This is a genomic window from Nostoc sp. NMS9, assembly GCF_017114995.1.
In the GTDB taxonomy this organism is placed as follows: Bacteria; Cyanobacteriota; Cyanobacteriia; order Cyanobacteriales; family Nostocaceae; genus Nostoc.
On record NZ_JABXKL010000015.1, the window covers coordinates 76,083 to 95,588 of the forward strand.

Genomic DNA, 19,506 nt, shown 5'->3' on the forward strand with positions numbered 1-19,506 from the left:
TTTTTCTAGCTAGCAGCTAGTCTTCTGAGCATCAATCTGATAAAACAAAGCTTGAGCTTGGCATTGGCACGAGCGAGTGTCCGGTCAAAATTTTTGACTAAACTTTTTTTGCTTTACTTTATTAAATTTAGGTGTTACTACTGAATAGTAGTAATGCTATGTCATGCAATTTATTCTCTATAAATAAAATTAGTTGCCCATTATGGTCAAACCTCAAATAGTTGTCAGGCTACCTCTGCATCTATTAGAAAAGCTTAACAACTATGCTCAAAAAACAGGCACATCAAAGACTGACGTGGTGGTTGGCGTTTTAGCACAGTATTTAGGGTGCACTGAGACTGTACCACTAAATCAAAGGTTAGCAGAGCTTGAATTTAAAGTTGCGGCAATAGAAGAAAAAGTCAATTAAATCTGAGGAGTAAATTAACAAATCTTATGACAGCAGAAATATCAACTCCTGAAAAAATTTGGATTATTACCGAAGAAGCTGAAGCTACAGCTAGTCATGAAACTACAATTACCAGAGGCGCTAGAGGGAGTAGTGACATAGGAGGACGGCTCGGTGCAGAAATAACAGAAACAACTGAAGTTAGTATCACTCGACGAAAAGCAATTGAAGTAAGCAAACTCAAGCAGGAAATGAAAGGGTTTCTGCAAGCAATGAAAGAAACGCTTGACGAAGCAGACCAGCCGGATTCTAAAATGCAACTTGACGAAGTAGAGCTATCAGTAGAAATTAACGGAGAAGGGCAAATTAGCCTATTTGGAATTGGTGGCAAAGCAGGGGGGAAAGGTGCAATGACCTTCAAGTTCAAGCGTAAATAACAAGCATTTTAAAATGGGTAAAAACTGGGCGATTGTAGTTGGAATAAATAATTACGATAACCTTCAGCCGTTGAAGTATGCTAAACGCGATGCTGAAGCGATGATGGCTTGGTTTGGAAATGAAGCCAACTTTGACCAAGTTTTTCTATTTACTGAAGATTCGCCTGCCATAAAAACCAATCCTCCAATACCAACTCAACCGACTCAAGGTCGTTTTAAGCGATTTTTGAATGCACAGTTTGAAAATCCGCTGCTCAAACCAGAAGATAATTTGTGGTTCTTCTTCGCTGGTCATGGTAAACGTTATATAGACCAAGATTATCTGATGTTTTTGGATAGTGACCCAACAGATTATACAACAGCAATTTCTGTAGAGTTTATAACACAAAGGTTACGGCGCTGTGGAGCAGATAATGTAGTTTTGTTGATAGATGCTTGCCGTGATGAAGGCGATCGCTCTGGATTAGGCGTAGGTATACAGGAACATAAAGGAGTTATTACCTTTTATTCCTGCACTGCCAACCAAAAGTCTTGGGAGATAGATGAATTACAACATGGATCGTTTACCTACAGTCTATTAGAAGGATTGCGAATTCAGGGAGAGGCAAATTGTGCGACAGTGGAGCGTTTAGATCAACATCTGCGTTACAGAGTTCCCCAAACAAATGTTGATTATAAAAAGCCCATACAAAATCCGGCTTTCAAGGCAGAGCCACCGTACAAGATGTATTACATTTTGCTAGAACAATATGCCAGAATCAGAGATGTAGAACCATTAAAGTATCAAGCGTCTTTAGCTGAAAATGAGGGAGATTTAAATTTAGCAGAGCAATTATGGCTCAGAGTTTTAGCAGTATCTCGTGTTGATAGAGATGCAATTAGGGCTATTGGAAGGATTGTTTTACGTCAACGAGGAGTCCGAGAATTTACTTCCTCAATTTCTGAGCCTGTTACTTTATTAACAGGAGATAGAGCAGTTATTTCTGAATCAGAAGCTGCTACATCTATACCAATTGAGACAACCCAACAATTACAATTGACTAGAACAAAAGAGGAACATCAATATAAATTAGCTAATTTTCAGCAAGCTTTTCAGAGATTTTCTAACAAATTACTTAATAACATTGTTAGAGTCCCAGAACTCTGGATACTAATATTTTCTGCAAGAACTGATAGGACGGAGGTGTTGCGTGCTATCTTGCCTGCATGGTATCCAAAAGCCTTAACTTGGTTTGTTTATAGTATTAGTGGTGTAACTGTACTGTCAACGCTAATGATTGGCATTGAATGGCTGAAATTTTCGGTGAAACCTTTACCTATATTAGGTTCATCAGTGATTATTTACGCCCGTGATGGAAGTACACCGCTACGAGCTTCTCAAATTCACGTTAACATGAAGCGTTTAGAAGATTTTAGTCCTTATCTGCCATCTGCAATAATTAGCTCAAAGGATAACGGTTATTACTGGCACTTTGGTGTTGATATATTGAGATTTTTACAAGGTTTATTAGTGAATAATAGTGAGAATGCTCAATCAAGTTATCAAACACTAACTCAACAAGTTGCTCGCAATTTATTCAGTGATTATATTGGCAAACAAAATTCTTTTGGGAGTAAGCTACGAGAAGCAATAGTTGCTTTGAAGTTAGAAACTTTTTACAGCAAAGATGAAATATTATTGATCTATTTAAATCAAGTAAAATTGGGTGAAGATACCTACGGTTTTGAGGATGCAGCGCAGTATTACTTTTATAAGTCGGCTAAAGAATTAACGCTCTCCGAAGCAGCAACCTTGGTAGGAATTTTAACTGCTCCCAACGCTTTCAATTTTTGCGGAGATGGCCCCAATAAGTTAGAACCAGGTGAATACCGCAATCGCGTAATTAAGCGGATGGTGGAGATAGGCAAAATCAAACTAGAGGAAGCGAACCAAGCCAGGCGCTCAACCATAAAAATCAGTCCCCAGGTCTGCGAACAGCAAGCCAAGACGATCGCTCCTTATTTTTATAATTACGTCTTCCAAGAACTCCAATCAATCTTAGGGCAAGAAGCTGCGAAGGAAGGTAACTATATCATAGAGACGCAACTCGATCCAGCGATACAGAGCCAAGCGGAAGCAGCCTTGCGTAATTCGGTGAACAACGCTGGCTCAACTTTTGGTTTTTCTCAAGGAGCAGTGATCACCCTTGATTCTACTACTGGTAGCATCCTGGCTATGGTAGGCGGAACTGATTATAAAAAAAGTAAGTTAAATCGTGCTGTCCAAGCTAAAAGACAACCAGGTACAACCTTCAAAATCTTTACCTATACCGCCGCTATCCAGCAGGGGATTCCAGCATCAAAAACTTATTCTTGCGCTCCCTTAACTTGGCAAGGTTTTACTTATAAACCTTGTCGTGCTGGTGCTGACGCTAGTTTCGATATTGCCACCGGACTTGCTCTTTCAGAAAATCCGATCGCTTTGCGTGTTGCTAGAGAAATCGGGTTGGATAAAGTAGTATCGATGGCGCAGCGTTTGGGAATAAAATCATCGCTCGATCCGGTTCCTGGATTAGTACTGGGTGAAAGTGTAGTAAATGTTTTAGAGATGACTGGTGCTTTCGGCGCTATTGGCAATCGCGGTGTATGGAATCAACCTCATGCAATTAGTCGGGTACTAGATAGTAGTGATTGCAAGGATCGCAACGATATCAACACCTGCCGTGTCATCTATTCGTTTGACCAAGACCCAGACGCTAACAAACGAGTTTTATCAAATGAAGTAGCCGATGAAATGACCTCTTTAATGCGCGGAGTCATAACAAGGGGTACTGGTCGCACGGCTGCCATTGGACTAGGGGAGGCTGGCAAAACCGGTACAACTAATAATAACGTTGACTTATGGTTTATTGGCTTTATCCCCAGTCGGCGGCTTGTGACTGGTGTTTGGCTGGGAAATGATAATAATTCTCCCACCTCTGGTAGTAGCGCTCAACCAGCTCAGTTATGGGGAAATTATATGAGGAGAATTACAAGGTAAATCAAAAATACGTACGGCATCTAAAACTTTTTAAATAGAGTCTATATCAACTGCTAGATGTCTTTTGATCCCATTTGTTGCTTTGTAAAAACAAAACCCTTTGGATTCAATGCTGGCATTACAAGTGTTTTTTACTGCTTGTGAGTCAATCATTATTAGGGTTGTCCACTGCGGTTTTTTTTACTTGTTCGCGCACCCTACCATGCAACTTGGTCGTATTGGACTTAACAGAGAAGCGCTATAGTCAAATTTGGATTAACATAACTGAGTGTTCGATCGCTTGCCTTGTCAAAGACTCATGACTAAAGTAACATCTCAAGAAATTGCACAGTTTCGCTCTCAATTGGCAGACGATCCTAGCGATATGGAAGCGCTGGATTTAATTGAAGACTGTGATGGAGATTTGGAAGATGCAGCCATGACGCTAGCTATCCGAGCAGGACAACAACCAGAAAGAGCAAATTCCGAGTGGTTAGATGCCTTGGCTAGAAAATGGCGTGTGGTCATTTGCGAACAAGAATATCGAGAAGATTTGCTTAATACTTCTCTTGTGAAGATGATGGAACATCTAAAAACAACGCCGACATTTCCTAAGATTTTGGCAACGCCAGTTTTGCTATATGTCCTCAAGCAAGGCGTAAACAATTTTTGTGAGCCATTAGATTTGCTAAAATGATCGTCCCGCATATTAATCGTGAGATTCAAATCGCGGCTACCCAAACATAGACGCAAAGCGGCTTCAAAACCCTTAATCTGACCTTAGTCCGTGCAGACGGACTACCCTGTGGGAAGACTTTTACTGCGTTTGTGTAGTCCTTTCAGTGCTTTGGTGCAAGATATGAGCCTCCTAACTCCGATGTAAGTCTTAGAGTCAATTCAGGTGTGTGACTTCTAGTCATGTGAGGTTCAATCGACCAGGACTGATACGCTGTTAATTAAGGCAAAACTTCTATTAAATAAATTGTAAAATCAATGAATTACCTTGTTGCCGTATTACCAGACCGCATTCAAGCCGAAGCTGCTTACTTAGCTTTAGAAAAAGAAGGCATTAACAGCACTATTTTGGGGAGGGGGTATAAAACGGCTGACGAGTTTGGCTTAATTGACCCCCAAGACCAAGCTAAAAAACAAGCAAAACTGATGGCAACCTGGCTGATACCATTTGGCTTTTTTGCAGGTTTTACATTCAGCCTGATTACTGGTTTAGATACTTTTGCCTGGGCGGGTGAAGTTGGCAATCACATTGTTGGCGGACTCCTGGGTGCTGCTAGTGGTGCGATGGGTGGTGTATTTGTCGGTGGCGGAGTCGGTTTACTAGTAGGTGGTGGTGATGCTTTACCTTATCGCAACCGCTTAGATGCAGGTAAATATTTAGTCGCCGTTCAAGGTTCTGAAACTCTTACTCGCCAAGCAACCAAAATATTACGTCAGTTTGATCCAGAAAATATCCAAGGTTATGCCGACACAAATACTGTGTATTGAATAAATCATAGTTTACACATCATGACACAGCGGCTTGAGTTACTTTCCTGTTCTTTGGAGATGGCATAAGCCGCTGCGATCGCAAACAAATCCCAAGTAGAAAGGCTAACCCAATCTGACAGGAACTGTAGAAATGGGAATTAAAGCTAGAATCAAGATAGTTATAGCAAATTAATTCTCAATTCATAACTCATAATTTTTAAGAATGTTGCCACGAGAAGAACTTTTAAAAGGTGTTGAAAATCGAGATAGTCTGGCTCGTGTAATCGATCAAGCGGAACAAGCGATCAAAACTTGGGAAGTAGTTTTGACAGATTTTCTATCTCCCCCAGAATTGGCAGAAATTCAACGCGTGTTTAACCGATTAACAGAAGTGCAATTGGTGGCGTGGGGTGGATATCCGCAAGCTGAACGCCAAAGAATAGCGATCGCTCGTTCAGAACTTCCGTTAGATCAATCTCAAGTCAGCCTTGTCGCTGTGGAAATAGCAGGTAATTTCCTGTTTGATACCGCCTCTCACCGCGACTTTTTAGGCGCAATGTTGGGGACGGGAATTGTTCGTGAAAAGACGGGAGATGTGATCGTCTTAGGAGAACGAGGGGCGCAGGCGATTGTTGCACCAGAGTTGGTGGAATTTTTGTCAATGAGCCTCAAACAGGTGCGATCGGTTCCTGTGAAAACTCAGCAGATTGAGCTAACTGAATTAAAGGTTCGGGAACCCAAGAAAAAAGAATTAACTACTGTGGAGGCTTCTTTAAGATTAGATGCGATCGCATCTGCTGGTTTTGGTATGTCCCGCAGTAAAATGGTTGATTTCATCGATGCTGGTGATGTCCGCGTCAATTGGAAGGAAGTTACCCAAGCTAGTTCTCAACTCAAATCAGGTGACTTAATCGCCATTCGCTCTAAAGGGCGTTTAGAAGTTGGGGAAATAGCCGTTACCAAAAAAGAGCGTTACCGAGTTCAATTAACAAGGTATATGTAATAAGTTAGGAGTTAGGAGTGAAAAGTTAAGAGTTTTAAATTCATCATTTTCTTTAACTTCTAACTCCTAACTCCTAACTCCTAACTCTTGTACAGATGCGATTAATCGCGTCTCTACTCCTAACTCCTAAATATATACTTAATACTTAGGCTTTAAAGTGTTTTGCTAACATATTCAGTAGAATTTTGCGCGGTACAAGCCGAGATAATTTGCTTCTAATTTGAGTGCTACTATCAGAGCTAATAACAGTTGGATAGCCTTTTTCTAAAGCCTCTAAAGATTCCCAAACCACTTTTTCGGAAGAATAGACTTTATCTGTACTGCTTGCCAGCGCTGGGGGAAAATTAGCTTCTGCAAAAAAGTTTGTTTCTATTGGCCCTGGACAAGTGACTAAAATACGCACACCATACTGATGATTTTCTGCCCATAACGCTTCACTAAAACTGAGAATAAAAGCTTTACTGGCAGCATAAACAGAAAGGTATGGTATCGGTTGAAATGCGGTAATAGAGGATACATTAATAATACTTCCAGAACGACGTTGCCGCATCAAGGGTAAAAATTTATGAGTTAAATCTACCAATGCCAAAATGTTTAATTGTACGATTTTGACTTGTTTTTCTCCATCCACTTCAGCAAAGTCGCCATAGTAACCAAAACCAGCATTGTTGATTAATAAGTCAATGGTTAATCCCTTTGCTTTCGTGGTCTCAAATACACTAGTAGCTGCATTAGGTTCTGTGAGGTCTTTTACTATAACGTCTACTTGAATGTTGTATTGTTCTTGTAGTTGTTTAGCTAATTGGCTTAGTTTGTCTTCAGAACGAGCAACGAGTACAAGATTTGTCTTGCGTGCAGCTAGTTCTTGAGCAAAGGCTTTACCAATACCACTAGAGGAACCAGTAATTAAAGCAGTTGACATTCTACATATTCAGATAGTTTTTAAGCACTTATAAATCTTAGCTATACAGACTATAAGTTTTAACTACCCAAAGTGATATATCCAAAAGGGTAAAAGCAGCACTTAGTACTATGAGGGCTTTGAATTTATCTAAGAAGTTTATTAAGTCCGATGTCACAAATAATGATTCTTATTATGGCGATTCAAAATGAGTTTGAATTGCTAATTACCATTTTTCAGACCAATAGATAATTTCTGAGGTGGAACTATTAATAGCGACGCCGTAACTATCTCCATGATTCCACTTAAAGCCAGGTCTACCTTTGTCATCTGTATTTAATACCAATATTTCATAAGTAGCTGGAAAAGATTCTGTAGGAGAGTCACTAGTGTAGAAGAAAGTTGTCGGCACACCGTTAGGTTGATTTATGTGGTCGTTTGTGTTACCACCTCTATATTTGTGCTTGGCACTATTTCTGTATTGTGAAAGTAATTTTCCTATCTTCTTTGGTGGCTCTTTTAACCTAATTTGAAAAAAACTACTTCCTTGTAAAACTTTGGGAGAGTAAGCAATACGAACATCTTTAGCATCAGGAGGAATCTCATTAGGAAAATGTTTTACTTGGTCATTATCAGACCATAGTTGATTACGAATTTCTTTATAACGTGATGTATCAGTTATAATTTTAGGCTCACTAGTACTGTTAAAAGTTGTTCTCAGAAAAAAGCTTCCCCCGACAATACTAAGACTAGCAAGGGCTAATAGAAATTGCGATCGCTTCATCAAGTTGGCTACGTCTAACTTTCATAGTCATATACCCAACTAATAAACTAAATTCGTACTATTACGGATATCAGATCAGAAATATTAACAGAAACTTTGTATATTTAGAGGAAAATTAGGATAAGTGTAAAATTACTGTGAAGTTGGTCAATGATTACCTAGTCAAATACCGCAAGCGATCCTTATTGAGGCTAGTACCGCAGGGCGGAAGTCAAAAGTCAAAAGTCAAAAGTCACGCATAATTATATTCCGAGCTTCTTGCGCCATTTGAAATGGTATGTTTATTTACGCCATGCTGTACTAGTACTACCGTTGTAGCTAACAAAATTAATTCCACAGTCATCCATTTTTTTTCAATTCTTCCTGATGCAGCAATAACTAAAGCGGATATATAAATAGTAGATGCACCTTAATTAAATCACAGCCCTTAGCTTTTAGTTGAGGGCTTTTTTTTATTGCTGATACTTTTTTATCCAGGGAAAAAATAAATTTGCTTAAAAGTATAATTTCCCCGGATATGGCAATAAATAAAGCGGATTAAGAAATGGTAGATGCACCTTAATTAAATCATAGCCCTCAGCTTTTAGTTGAAGGCTTTTTTATTGCTGATACTTTTTATTCAAGAAAAAAATTGCTTAAAAGTATAATTTTCCCGGATATGGTAATAAATAAAGCGGATTAAGAAATGGTAGATGCACCCTAAAAAATTACAGCCTTCAGCCAAAAGCTGAAGGCTTTTATTATTTCAATATCGATGGCAGCAAACTGGGAGCTAACCACACTGCATAACCAATAAATCCAAATAGCAAGGTAATCAGGGCAGTTATGCCGTAGCTGATACAAATTAATAAACCGTCAGATTCGATAGTGGCAACAGTCAAAAGTAAAATACCGATAGTCGGGATAGGATTTGTAAACGGGATTGGTAATATTAGTAATACTGTTAATAAAGAGATACAAAACCCATTAATTCGCCAAACTAAAGGATTCTGAGCTATTTTTGCTAATCGGGGACGGGCGATTTTCTGGAAAACTTTGGTAAGCCGTCCCAAATTTTGCAAAAGTAACTGGGCGAAGGAACGAGGAAATTTGTAGTTAGCGATTCTTTTCGGTAGCCAAGGCGATCGCCTTCCTAAAAGCATTTGCACTGACAACAGTAAACAAGCACCACCAAATGGGCCTGTTAATCCCGGTGGCATAGGAAGTAAAAAAGGCAAAACTAATAATGTAATTACCAGGCTGAAGCCCCGTTCTGAGGTTTCTGTCAGAATATCACCTAGAGTTAGAGGTTGTTCAGCTAGGCGTTGCAACAGGGACTTTATATCTTGAGAAAATCTCAGATGCATTTGGCGTGAGTTGATGCGAGTTCCCACTTTGTACTAAAGGAAGATGAGGGAGAATAACTTCTAAACTCTGCCAATTTTAGATTTTGAATTTTGGATTGAAAGAAAATCTAAAATTGAATGACTCCTAACTCCTGCTTTCTAGGGGTACAAAAACAGCTATAGCTTTAGGTATAACCCGAAAATGAGCAGGTGTGTAGGTAGTGATTTCACCATCTGTATTGATAGGGCGAGGTTTGCGAGTATGTACCTCTATTTCTTGACCTTGATGGGAGCGTACACTCTGCCAATGTATATGTCGCCCTCGTCGCATTGCGGGTAGTAATAATATAACCTGCCACCAGTGTTCAATCTCCAAGCTATAAAGGTCTAGCCTTTGATCGTCTATTGTGGCATCGTCAGCCACTGCCATACCACCACCGTAATAGCGGCCGTTACCGACTGCAATTTGCACTGTTTTGACGCGAACCAATTCACCGTTGATCGCAATCTCTGCTGTAAAAGGTCTGGCTTCCAAAATCACTTGCAATGCAGTGGCAGCATAGGCAAATACTCCCCAACGGCGCTTAACTTCTTTGGTAAGTCGTTGGGTAATTTTTACACTCAATCCCATACTGGCAACGTTAAAAAAGTGCTTATCATTGACACAACCCAAGTCGATGCGGTGTAAATGTCCATCTGCAATAATTTTGCAAGCTTCGTTGAGGGAATTTGGGATTCCCAAAGTTCTCGCTAGATCGTTGGCAGTTCCCAGAGGCAAGATTCCCAAAGGTAACTGAGTCTCAATTAAAGCATCTACGGCAGCATTTAAAGTACCATCTCCTCCGCCAATAATTACCAAGTCAACTTGATGCTTATAGCGAAGTATAACTTCAGCAAGATGTTTGGGATCTTCTGTAGACTCCTCAATTAAATCAAAGCCAAGTGTTTTCAGATATTGAATCGCTTCCGACAGACTCTTTTGCCCTTGGCGAGCATGACGATTTACTAACAGCAGTGCGCGGGAACTCATGGGTGGTACCTTTTGTTGTTGATATGTCCAATTATCCGCATCTATGTATTCTGCTTGATGTTGACTATAAAAAAGTGTTTAGGCTGTTATGAAAGTTATCAACAATTCATTTTCCTAACACTTATTATATTGTGACTACTAATTTTTAATTTTTCTTGTTCTTTAGTTTAGCGCTACTATCCCTCAGTGTGTTTATCTTCAACAAATATATTTATTACTTCCTATATAAATGAACTTTAGGTATTTTTTGTGATATTAGTAACTTCTAAAAGTTTCGTAACCTTCTCTTGAAAATCGTTCAAGGATTTGGTTAAATCAAGACTTGAATATGTATTTTTTGTCATTAATGGTAGGTATTCCCTAGTTTATTTTTGGGAATCCTACCTTTTTTGTGATCAAAATACCAGCTTGTATCAATACCTAAAATACGCTCAATTTCTTTAATGAAAGCAAATCTGTCACACCCTAGAATCTGGCGATCGCAGTACCTGCAATCGATCGAGTTGGTGCATGGTGTTTCTAAACGCTATTCATTGCCCCGCCATTTTCACGAAGAACTGGAACTCGGCATCAGGCAGGGTGACGGCTGGCAGTTTAACTACCGAGGCACGATGTATAGCGTTCCATCAAATACCTTGGTGGTGACACAACCCGGCGAAGCACATTATGCTGATTCTACGAGCGATCTAGACTGCACTTTTCGAGGGCTACGGGTAGGTATAGATTTACTTCAACAAGTTGCCACAGAAGTGGCAGGATGCAAAACAGCGCTGCCATCTTTTGGGATGCCTCTAGTCCATGACCGCGACCTTAATACACAAATTGTTCAAGTTCATCAAGCCCTAGAACAATCCATTTCTCAGCTTGAACAACAAACATTGATCCTGAATTTGTTAGCACAATTAATTTTGCGCTGTGCAGAAAATCCGCCAAGACAAGCCAAGTTAGGGGAAGAACGTCAGCCCGTCGAGCGCATCCGGGCATATTTAGAAGACCATTACAGTCAAGAGGTTTCGTTAGAACAATTAGCACAGATTGCGAACTTGAGTTCCTTTCATCTCAATCGATCATTTTGCAAAACCTTTGGAATGCCACCCCACGCTTATCAAATTCAAGTGCGAATTTTGCAGGCAAAACGGCTGCTAAGAAAAGAGTGGTCGATCAATAAAGTAGCCGTCGAAACTGGATTTGCGAGTCAAAGCCACTTTGGCTCACACTTCAAGCGCCTTGTTTGTGTTACTCCGAGGCAATACATACAAGACAGCAAGAACGTGATAGATTTCGATGCTTAAATTCATTAATCTCTCAATAGGCTTTTTATAAATTAAGGTCGCAAGCTATGGCGACGAAGGCTGAATTGGACTCTTTAAACAATAGATTAGGTTCGCACCAAACTCAAGTTGAACCCGATTGGGAGAGCTAGCCGGCGATCGTTGTCATAACCAATTGAAATAAAGGATTTATACATGAACGCACAAAACAAGCCACAATCTTTTCAAGTCAATAATGCCGAAGGTCGCGCTTACTGGGGTATGGGCATTCTCTGGATTATGCTGGCGACTGCCGAAGATACGGATGGACAGTATTCTTGTATAGAACAGTTGGTGCCGCACGGCCCTGCTGCTGGGCCTCACATCCATGAAGCGGCAGATGAAACATTCTACATTTTGGAAGGCGAAGCAACCTTTTTTGTAGAAGACCAGCCAATTAAAGCAACCGCCGGATCGTTTGTGTCAATTCCACGAGGCACAAAACACGCTTTTCAAATCGATTCTGAAACGGCACGATTACTCAATACTTATGTGCCCGCAGGTTTTGAGTACGTGATTATGGCGACGACAGTGCCCGCAGAGGCACGTACATTGCCTCCTGCTTCGATGCCTTTTCCCAATCAAGAACAAGCTAATCAAGCGCTTGAGCAAGTCATTCAAAAGTATCCTGCGGCTAAAACCAAATTCTTACAAGGTTTCAGCTAAATTACCCGACACCAGATGATCTAAGTTTGGCTTTGGCAAAGCGATCGCTGGCGTGCAGTTGCTTTTCAGGTAATGAGTATGCCTCATTGATAGATAGCGGCAAAGGATGAATTCTGTAACCTTTACAAGGAAAATAATGACGACAAAATTGACGGCTCTGGTTGCTGGTTCTACTGGGATGCTGGGTTCTAAGATTGTTTCTGCTCTACTGGACAAAGGCAACATTGATGTTCGAGCAATGGTGCGTAGGCTTAGCCCAGCGCAGGCATCAATCGACGACAGCAATGGAGAAAATCGTAAAAAGATCGACGCAATGAAAGCCAAGGGCGCAGCGATCGTCGAAGGCAACGTGATGGAGCCTGAAACCCTACTGCCATTGTGTGCAGGGGTCGATGTTGTTGTCTCTGCTATAGGTAATAGTGAAGTGACTGTGCCAGGGCAGAAAAACTTGATTGATGCTGCCAAACAGCAGGGTGTGAAGCGGTTCATTCCCTCTGATTACTCCGTGGACTATCGCAAGCTGGACTACGGCGACAACGACAACCTGGATAAACGCAAGGAAGTATTTGAGTATCTTCAGCAAAGTGGTTTGGAATATACCTTAGTTCTCAACGGGGTATTTATGGAGTTCATCACCTATATGCCACTGTTTGACCTAGAACATCAGACCTTTCAATACTGGGGCGATGGTGAAACGCCGCTCGATCTCACGACCACTGATGATACCGCCAAGTATGTGGCGGAAGCGGTGAGCGACCCAAGCTTGGCAAACATGGCATTGGAAGTTGCGGGTGACACACTGACCTCGAAGCAGTTGAAAGCCACTTATGAAGGGGCGACGGGCAGTAAATTAACCGAAAAATCATTGGGCAGTATCGCCGAGATGAAAGCTTGGATTACTAACAAAAAAACGTCAGCCAGCTCGCTCGAAGAGTACGTTTACCACCAGTATATGTACGCGATGGTGTCGGGCAAGGGCAAACTTGATCGGATTGGAAATGCTCGCTATCCTCACATCAAACCCATGACAGTTAAGCAATTTCTCAGCAAAGGAGATTCGTAAAACGGCGGCTTGAGTAGGAAAAGCGATGGTTAAACTCAGGAGTTCCTCAACCCCTTACGCCAGCTGCTACAACGGGGGGGAACCTTCGCAACGCACTGGCTCCCCTACTAACGTTAAGGAATAAGATTCAAAGTCTCTTTCCTTTTAGGAAATCGTTATTATAATTGTTTAATTTTTGGTTAAGAAAGCAATTGTATCTGTCAACTTATGCAGTGACAGATTGGCAATTGTCTAAGCTAAAGCGATCGCACCTTGAAAGCGGCTTTTTCGTGTCAATCTCTATCTGCATTTGGAATTTTGCTTTTATGACTTTTTCGGGTCGGTGTCGCCACCAATAATTGCTTGAAACACGTCACTTAGTAAAAATAAAAACGCCGAAACTAATACTAGAAGCATTAAACTAGCAAGGGCTGCAAAGGGAGAGATGATAAACAAAATTAAAAGCCCAAACATCAAAATCTTTAGTAATGTCTTATTCATCTTGTTTCACATTTAATAATAAGTGTGTGTTCTACACATAACAGATGAATCAACAATCTGTCACCTGCCCTCTGTTATATTTAATCTGTGCACGCTTACTTTTGTGGTCAAGGCGCTTTCTTTGAGAACTGCGAGTTGGTTTGGTGGGTTTGCGTTTTATTGTCACGACAACTGCGCTTTGAATGAGTTCTCGAAGTCGTCTCAACGCTGACTCACGATTGTTCTCTTGGCTTCGATGTTCTTGGGCTTTAATTACAACTACTCCTTCTTGGTTAATACGTCGATCGTTGAGCTTTAAAAGCTGTTGTTTATAATAATCGGGTAATGATGAAGCTGCAATATCAAAGCGCAAATGGATCGCGGTAGAAACCTTATTCACATTTTGACCTCCCGCTCCTTGGGAGCGAATTGCAGTAATTTCAATTTCAGTCTGTGGGATAATAACATTGTTGGAAATTTGCAGCATTACTCACAAGGCAAAAGAGAAACTTGTAACTTTGGGCTAACTTTTCTTTACTCGGTTTGTTCGCTTAAATCTATCATTACATCTGGGTGTTCATTGTTGTTCAAATTCACTTCTAAAGTCTGTCCTTGGATTGTCACTTTATCGCCCGGTACTAGTCGCCGTCCTCGTCGAGTTTCCAGCATACCGTTTACTTGGACATCACCACCTTGAATCATCAGCTTGGCTTGACCTCCAGTTGGCACTATACCCATCAATTTTAAAAATTGATTTAACTTAATTGTGTTGTCTCTAATTTTCTTCATAGTAAATAAATGTATACGATCTTAATTGTATCGTGGGCTTCTCAAGCCAAAGCGTAAATCTGTTACACCACATAATCAGCTAAGTACAGCATTTCATTAATTTGTAGTAAATTAAATTTGGTCATACCCTGCAATGGCATTGTGTTGGCAAACAATGCCATTGTGTTGGCAAACAATGCCATTGCGTCGGCAAACAATGTCATTGCGTCGGCAAACAATGTCATTGCGTCGGCGAACAATGCCATTGTGTTGGCAAACAATGCCATTGCGTCGCCTTGCGTTTAACAACGTTATGCTTTTACGCAAAACTTTGCTGAGAAATGTGAATTTACAGCAGTTTTCATTTAATTGAACCGTATATGTTGTGTAAGCACAGCAATGCTCATTGGTGTCAACTTAAGCTCAAGTGCTGTCCCACATACGCTTTACCCCTCCCCTTACCAACTACCGTGTATACAGAAGTCAAATTACCCCCCTTAGAAAAGGGGGAAACAGGAATCTAGTTCCCTCCCCAATGCATCGGGGAGGGTTAGGGTGGGGTAAAACCGTGATTTCTCAGCTATTTCAGACTTGTGTATACACGGTAGTTAAGCTGTTGTACATACAAGTTGCACAATTTAAATTGTGGGTAAGAACTTCAAACCCTCTCCCCTGCTCCCCTGCTCCTCTGCTCCCCTGCGGTCTCAATGTGTAAATTAAGTACTTAACAGCTTACCAAGGGGAGGGGCGGTTTTGGATTTAGACAAAACTGGGGTGGGGTGATGGGGATCGTAATGGTTAAGTGAATGAACTCAATATCAAGTCTTGACAAGGGTTTCATGTTAAGTTAACACCAATGAACAATGCTGTACTTCTACTGCGTGGTGTATTTACCTGAAAATTGCTAATTTTATTAATTGGCTGTGGTGGAGCGACGCCGAATAGCCTGCACTTCTCTACGAGACGCTGCGCGTAGCTTGCTTCAACGAAGTGGTACGGCATGGTTCGACTCCGCTCAGTGACCGTCGTAGATATCGCTCTAACAAAAACTCTAATACCAGTTTATTATCTATAATGTTGATCGACAAAACTGCCAGATATGGGCTAAAAACTAGTCTGGAAGGTTCTTTTAGTGTGTTCAGGGGACTGGATCTATGATTAAGCTTGGTTTATTGGTACAGTCCCAGAATAATTCTTTGGGTATCGGAAAAGTTACAGAAATATCTGATACTAATGCAAACGTTGAGTATTTCTGCTCTATAGGGCAACGTCTCCAAAAAACTTTACCTTTAAATTCTCTTTCTCAAGTCAAGCTGGAACCCCAGGCTCGATGCTATATTAAATCCCAAACTCAGGATAAATGGATAGTTGGCAGAGTTTTCATTTGGGATGATGATACAGAAATGTATCAAATTGATTTACCAGATAAGAAAACTGCGATCGCTTCTGTTGAAGACATTTACGTTCGTTGTAATCTACCAAATACAGACCCTATCCAAACTCTGGCGATGAAGGGTCACGAAACGCCCTACTTCCACGACAAAAGATTGGCTTTCGTGAAATCCTTGATTCAGCAACGCGCTGTGAGTCGCGGGATGACGGGACTGATTTCGGCAAATATTAATCTTTATCCTCACCAAGTTGAAGTAGTCAGGCGGGTACTGGAAGACCCAATTCAACGTTACTTGTTAGCAGATGAGGTGGGACTCGGAAAAACCATCGAAGCGGGTGCGATTCTCCGTCAATTCCTCCTTGATGAACCGAAAAAAGGTGCGGTGGTGATAGTTCCGCAATATTTGCTCAAACAATGGCGGACTGAGTTAGAAAACAAGTTTTACATTTCCCATTTTCCCAAACGGGTAGCGGTGCTGGCGGTTGAAGATATTCATAAAATCAACCTGAAAGCAAAGATAGGCTGCTTAATTTTAGATGAAGCCCATCACATCGCAGCAATGGCAACCTCTAAGGATGCAACAGTGCGCCAGCGTTTTCAGACTTGCAAAGAACTTGCTCATAAAAGCGATCGCTTACTTTTATTATCTGCCACTCCGGTTCTCAATCATGAGCAGGATTTTCTGGCCATGTTGCACTTGCTCGACCCGACAACTTATAAACTTGGTGATTTAGCAGGTTTCCGCACCAAAGTTGAAAGCCGTCAGCAAATTGGTAAACTTCTACTTTCTTTTAAAGAAGGTGCAGAATCAGAAGTTCTCAAAAGCAACTTGCAGCAATTGCGAAACCTTTTTGCTGAGGATAAGTATTTACTGAAGCTGGCGGATGATTTGGAAAATTGTTTACAAGCAAATTCTACTGAACAAGAGCAAATCGTCCAAGCGATTCGCGTCCACGTTAGCGATATCTATCGACTACATCGGCGAATGCTTCGCAACCGTCGCGCTGCGGTGGAAGATGTGATATTTGACCGCAATTTTACGCCAAAAGAAGAGTATGATTTAGACGAGCGATCGCTTGATATCCACGAACTCCTCAATCAATGGCGGAGTGTTGCTCCTGGTGAAAAGCAATATCAACGAGTTTTTCTGCTGTTATTTCTCGCTGCTGGTACTTGGTTAGGGATTTTAGAACAAGTAATTACGGCGCGTTTAACTGCGAAACCTCATGCTAAACTCATCCAGGAGTTTAAAGAAGATGATGTTCGCCTATTAACTACAACCCCCAAATTTTCAGGGGAAGAAGAGATTCTCCAATCTTTACTAAAAATTGTTCGTCAACCTCAAGAGGACGGACAACGGACGGAAAATTTGAAAACAGTGCTGCTGAATCAGCTAGGTACATACTTCAAAATTCCCGCAAACGTTCGGAAGAATCAAAACGAATTCATCACGAGAATACAGCAGAGAATCAAGAGACCAATTACTGGCGATATTCTGCCCAAATTTATTGTATTTACCAGTTTTGTGCAAACTTGTGGCGAAATTGTCCGATATTTATCTAATACCTTTGGTGCAGAGACAATAGCCAGTCATCAATTTGGAGAATCACCAGACAAGGTTGAGGAAGGCTTAAATAGGTTCAAGGATAACCCAAACTGCTTTATTTTAGTATGCGATCGCTCTGGAGAAGAAGGACGGAACCTCCAGTTTGCCGATTGGTTAATTCATTTTGACCTTCCTTGGTCGCCTAATCAATTAGAACAGAGAATTGGCAGACTTGACCGCATTGGCAGCAAAATTGGCATCCAATCTAGTGCCTTGATTGGCCCCTACTTAGAAGATAGCCCTCACAATGCTTGGTATAAAGTATTAAAGGATGGGTTTGGAATTTTCCAACAATCAATTGCCAGTCTCCAGTTTTATGTCGATGAAAAACTTGCAGAATTAGAAACAGTTTTGTTTCAGTCAGGTGCGGCTGGATTGTTAGAGATGGTTTCACCAATTCAAGAGCAAATTGAAGCGGAAATAGCCAAAATTAGCGAACAAAATGCTCTAGATGAAATTGATGCAAACGATGAAATTGCTACCGAGTATTTTCAAGACCTAGATAATTACGATGCTCGTCATCTAGAAATTAGGCGAGCAATTGAAGGCTGGATTTGTGACGCGCTGGGATTTAGAGGACTGAATAACCCCGATTCATCAGAGATGCGACGTTATCAACCGACAACGCGTACCTTGGTTCCGATAAATGAGTTACAAAACCGTTTTGCTGAGAGTTCCCTTGACCAATTTGGTACTTATAATCGCAGGGTGGCAAACCAGAATGCTGGTGTTAAACTCTTTCGAGTTGGCGAAGGATTTGTCGAAGCACTCTTGAACTATATCAACTGGGATGACCGAGGTGAAGCCTTTGCTCTATGGCGTACTGATGCATCTTGGGACGCTAAAGAAGGGAAGGAATGGTTCGGTTTCCAGTGCAATTATGTAGTCGAGGCAAATTTAAGAATTGCCAAACAAGTTTTACTAGATAACAAACTAGATAATTCTCAATTCAAAAACTTGCAGCGACGTGTTGATGCTCTATTTCCACCAATTATAGAAACTATCTATGTTGATGGTCGCAACGAGCCAATCCGGGTTGTTGAGGATAAAGCTCTCTTAAGTATTCTGCAACGTCCATATAAAGATAAAAACAATAATCAAGGACGAGATTACAATCTAGCAAAAGAGCGCTTAGGAATTATTGACGATTTTGTTGATCCTAGTAAATGGCAAAATTTTTGCTATGAAATGCATAACGCTTCTTCAGAATTACTTTCCAATCGTCCCGATTTTATTGATTTATGTCAAAGTTGTGCTAAAGTCGCCGAAAAGAAATTAGCCAATAGAGTAGAACAATTAGGTCTACGTTTAAATCAGCAAAGTTGGGATAATACATTGGCTGAAGAATTGAAGATAGAAACTGCTTTAAATACAGCCATTCTAGAGGGAATTCGCCAGCCGCTTCTGAGGCTTGATTCTGTGGGTTTTATTGTGGTATCGGGGCGATCGCTTGTGCAATTTGAGTGATATTGTGTGTGATTAAATAGGTTTGGTAATCCTAATTGAGAGCTTGAGATCCCCAACTTCTTTAAAAAGTCGGGGATATTTTTGTTCTGGTGTTACTGATGAAATTGCTATAAAAACATATACAGCAGTTCTCAAGTAGATAAGGTACAAAGTGCAGGACTCACGCATCATATCATGTCCGTATAATTAGTTATGATTTCCACAGTCATTGCACCCCTCCCCGCCTGCGGGGAGGGGCTGGGGGTGGGGTTCTTCGGGTTTAATAAGTAATCTAGCGGACATGATATCAGACATAAATTGTTTCTCCTCCCCGATGCTTTGGCTATCCATTACTCACATTTTTTCTTAACAATCTTGAAACGCTTGTTTGATCGGTATCTCGAACACTGAAGTTTCATACTTGACAAATTAGATATTAGGATT

17 protein-coding genes and 2 pseudogenes are annotated in these 19,506 nt (G+C 40.9%); 11 read left to right on the forward strand and 8 right to left on the reverse strand.

Features of this window, described 5'->3' with window-relative positions; genetic code table 11:
- Positions 1 to 202 precede the first annotated feature (202 nt).
- The 7 genes and pseudogenes from HWQ40_RS05555 to HWQ40_RS05585 all read left to right on the forward strand — a co-directional run bounded on the left by HWQ40_RS05555 (position 203) and on the right by HWQ40_RS05585 (position 6,311).
- Positions 203 to 409, forward strand: coding sequence for a DNA-binding domain-containing protein (locus HWQ40_RS05555; RefSeq protein WP_292775461.1), 207 nt, complete (start codon positions 203 to 205; stop codon positions 407 to 409).
- Positions 410 to 435: 26 nt separating this feature from the next.
- The gene (locus HWQ40_RS05560; RefSeq protein ID WP_292775462.1) at positions 436 to 825 is read left to right on the forward strand and encodes a hypothetical protein; all 390 of its coding nucleotides are present in this window, start codon (positions 436 to 438) and stop codon (positions 823 to 825) included.
- Between the two features lie 13 nt (positions 826 to 838).
- Positions 839 to 1,474, forward strand: a pseudogene (locus HWQ40_RS05565) (caspase family protein); the annotation flags it as partial.
- 552 nt (positions 1,475 to 2,026) lie between these two features.
- Positions 2,027 to 3,844: pseudogene (locus HWQ40_RS05570) on the forward strand (transglycosylase domain-containing protein); the annotation flags it as partial.
- Between the two features lie 298 nt (positions 3,845 to 4,142).
- Positions 4,143 to 4,520 carry a hypothetical protein gene (locus HWQ40_RS05575; protein WP_292775463.1) on the forward strand — a complete coding sequence of 126 codons (378 nt, stop codon included), beginning with the start codon at positions 4,143 to 4,145 and terminating at the stop codon, positions 4,518 to 4,520.
- Positions 4,521 to 4,816: 296 nt separating this feature from the next.
- Entirely contained in the window at positions 4,817 to 5,326 is a 510-nt protein-coding gene (locus HWQ40_RS05580; protein WP_292775464.1) for a hypothetical protein, read from the forward strand.
- A 205-nt stretch (positions 5,327 to 5,531) separates the two neighbouring features.
- Entirely contained in the window at positions 5,532 to 6,311 is a 780-nt protein-coding gene (locus HWQ40_RS05585) for a photosystem II S4 domain protein (RefSeq protein WP_292775465.1), read from the forward strand.
- Between the two features lie 145 nt (positions 6,312 to 6,456).
- Here the strand turns inward: HWQ40_RS05585 and HWQ40_RS05590 are convergent, their stop codons facing one another.
- From HWQ40_RS05590 to HWQ40_RS05605, 4 genes are all read right to left on the reverse strand, one after another.
- Positions 6,457 to 7,233: an SDR family oxidoreductase gene (locus tag HWQ40_RS05590; protein WP_292775466.1), complete on the reverse strand. Its 777-nt coding sequence runs from the start codon at positions 7,231 to 7,233 to the stop codon at positions 6,457 to 6,459.
- A 205-nt stretch (positions 7,234 to 7,438) separates the two neighbouring features.
- Positions 7,439 to 7,996 (reverse strand): hypothetical protein, encoded by a 558-nt coding sequence (locus HWQ40_RS05595; RefSeq protein WP_292775467.1) that lies wholly within the window; start codon positions 7,994 to 7,996, stop codon positions 7,439 to 7,441.
- Between the two features lie 740 nt (positions 7,997 to 8,736).
- A complete protein-coding gene (locus HWQ40_RS05600; RefSeq protein ID WP_292775634.1) occupies positions 8,737 to 9,342 on the reverse strand; it encodes an exopolysaccharide biosynthesis protein in 606 nt (201 codons plus the stop codon).
- Positions 9,343 to 9,466: 124 nt separating this feature from the next.
- Positions 9,467 to 10,351: a lipid kinase gene (locus tag HWQ40_RS05605; RefSeq protein ID WP_292775468.1), complete on the reverse strand. Its 885-nt coding sequence runs from the start codon at positions 10,349 to 10,351 to the stop codon at positions 9,467 to 9,469.
- Between the two features lie 443 nt (positions 10,352 to 10,794).
- On the opposite strand from HWQ40_RS05605, the gene HWQ40_RS05610 reads away from it, so the two are divergent.
- The 3 genes from HWQ40_RS05610 to HWQ40_RS05620 all read left to right on the forward strand — a co-directional run bounded on the left by HWQ40_RS05610 (position 10,795) and on the right by HWQ40_RS05620 (position 13,390).
- Positions 10,795 to 11,643: an AraC family transcriptional regulator gene (locus HWQ40_RS05610; protein ID WP_292775469.1), complete on the forward strand. Its 849-nt coding sequence runs from the start codon at positions 10,795 to 10,797 to the stop codon at positions 11,641 to 11,643.
- Positions 11,644 to 11,817: 174 nt separating this feature from the next.
- On the forward strand, positions 11,818 to 12,327 hold the full coding sequence (locus HWQ40_RS05615; protein ID WP_292775470.1) for a quercetin 2,3-dioxygenase: 510 nt from the start codon (positions 11,818 to 11,820) through the stop codon (positions 12,325 to 12,327).
- A 136-nt stretch (positions 12,328 to 12,463) separates the two neighbouring features.
- Positions 12,464 to 13,390: an NmrA family NAD(P)-binding protein gene (locus tag HWQ40_RS05620; RefSeq protein WP_292775472.1), complete on the forward strand. Its 927-nt coding sequence runs from the start codon at positions 12,464 to 12,466 to the stop codon at positions 13,388 to 13,390.
- A gap of 303 nt (positions 13,391 to 13,693) precedes the next feature.
- Here HWQ40_RS05620 and HWQ40_RS05625 read toward each other — a convergent pair whose 3' ends face one another.
- From HWQ40_RS05625 to HWQ40_RS05640, 4 genes are all read right to left on the reverse strand, one after another.
- Positions 13,694 to 13,870 carry a hypothetical protein gene (locus HWQ40_RS05625; RefSeq protein WP_292775473.1) on the reverse strand — a complete coding sequence of 59 codons (177 nt, stop codon included), beginning with the start codon at positions 13,868 to 13,870 and terminating at the stop codon, positions 13,694 to 13,696.
- A 49-nt stretch (positions 13,871 to 13,919) separates the two neighbouring features.
- Entirely contained in the window at positions 13,920 to 14,336 is a 417-nt protein-coding gene (arfB, locus tag HWQ40_RS05630) for an alternative ribosome rescue aminoacyl-tRNA hydrolase ArfB (protein WP_292775474.1), read from the reverse strand.
- Between the two features lie 47 nt (positions 14,337 to 14,383).
- Positions 14,384 to 14,638 carry an RNA-binding S4 domain-containing protein gene (locus HWQ40_RS05635; protein ID WP_292775475.1) on the reverse strand — a complete coding sequence of 85 codons (255 nt, stop codon included), beginning with the start codon at positions 14,636 to 14,638 and terminating at the stop codon, positions 14,384 to 14,386.
- A gap of 62 nt (positions 14,639 to 14,700) precedes the next feature.
- Positions 14,701 to 14,904: a hypothetical protein gene (locus HWQ40_RS05640; protein WP_292775476.1), complete on the reverse strand. Its 204-nt coding sequence runs from the start codon at positions 14,902 to 14,904 to the stop codon at positions 14,701 to 14,703.
- Between the two features lie 867 nt (positions 14,905 to 15,771).
- Here HWQ40_RS05640 and dpdE point away from each other — a divergent pair.
- Positions 15,772 to 19,083 (forward strand): protein DpdE, encoded by a 3,312-nt coding sequence (dpdE, locus tag HWQ40_RS05645; protein ID WP_292775477.1) that lies wholly within the window; start codon positions 15,772 to 15,774, stop codon positions 19,081 to 19,083.
- The last annotated feature ends 423 nt before the right edge of the window (positions 19,084 to 19,506 follow it).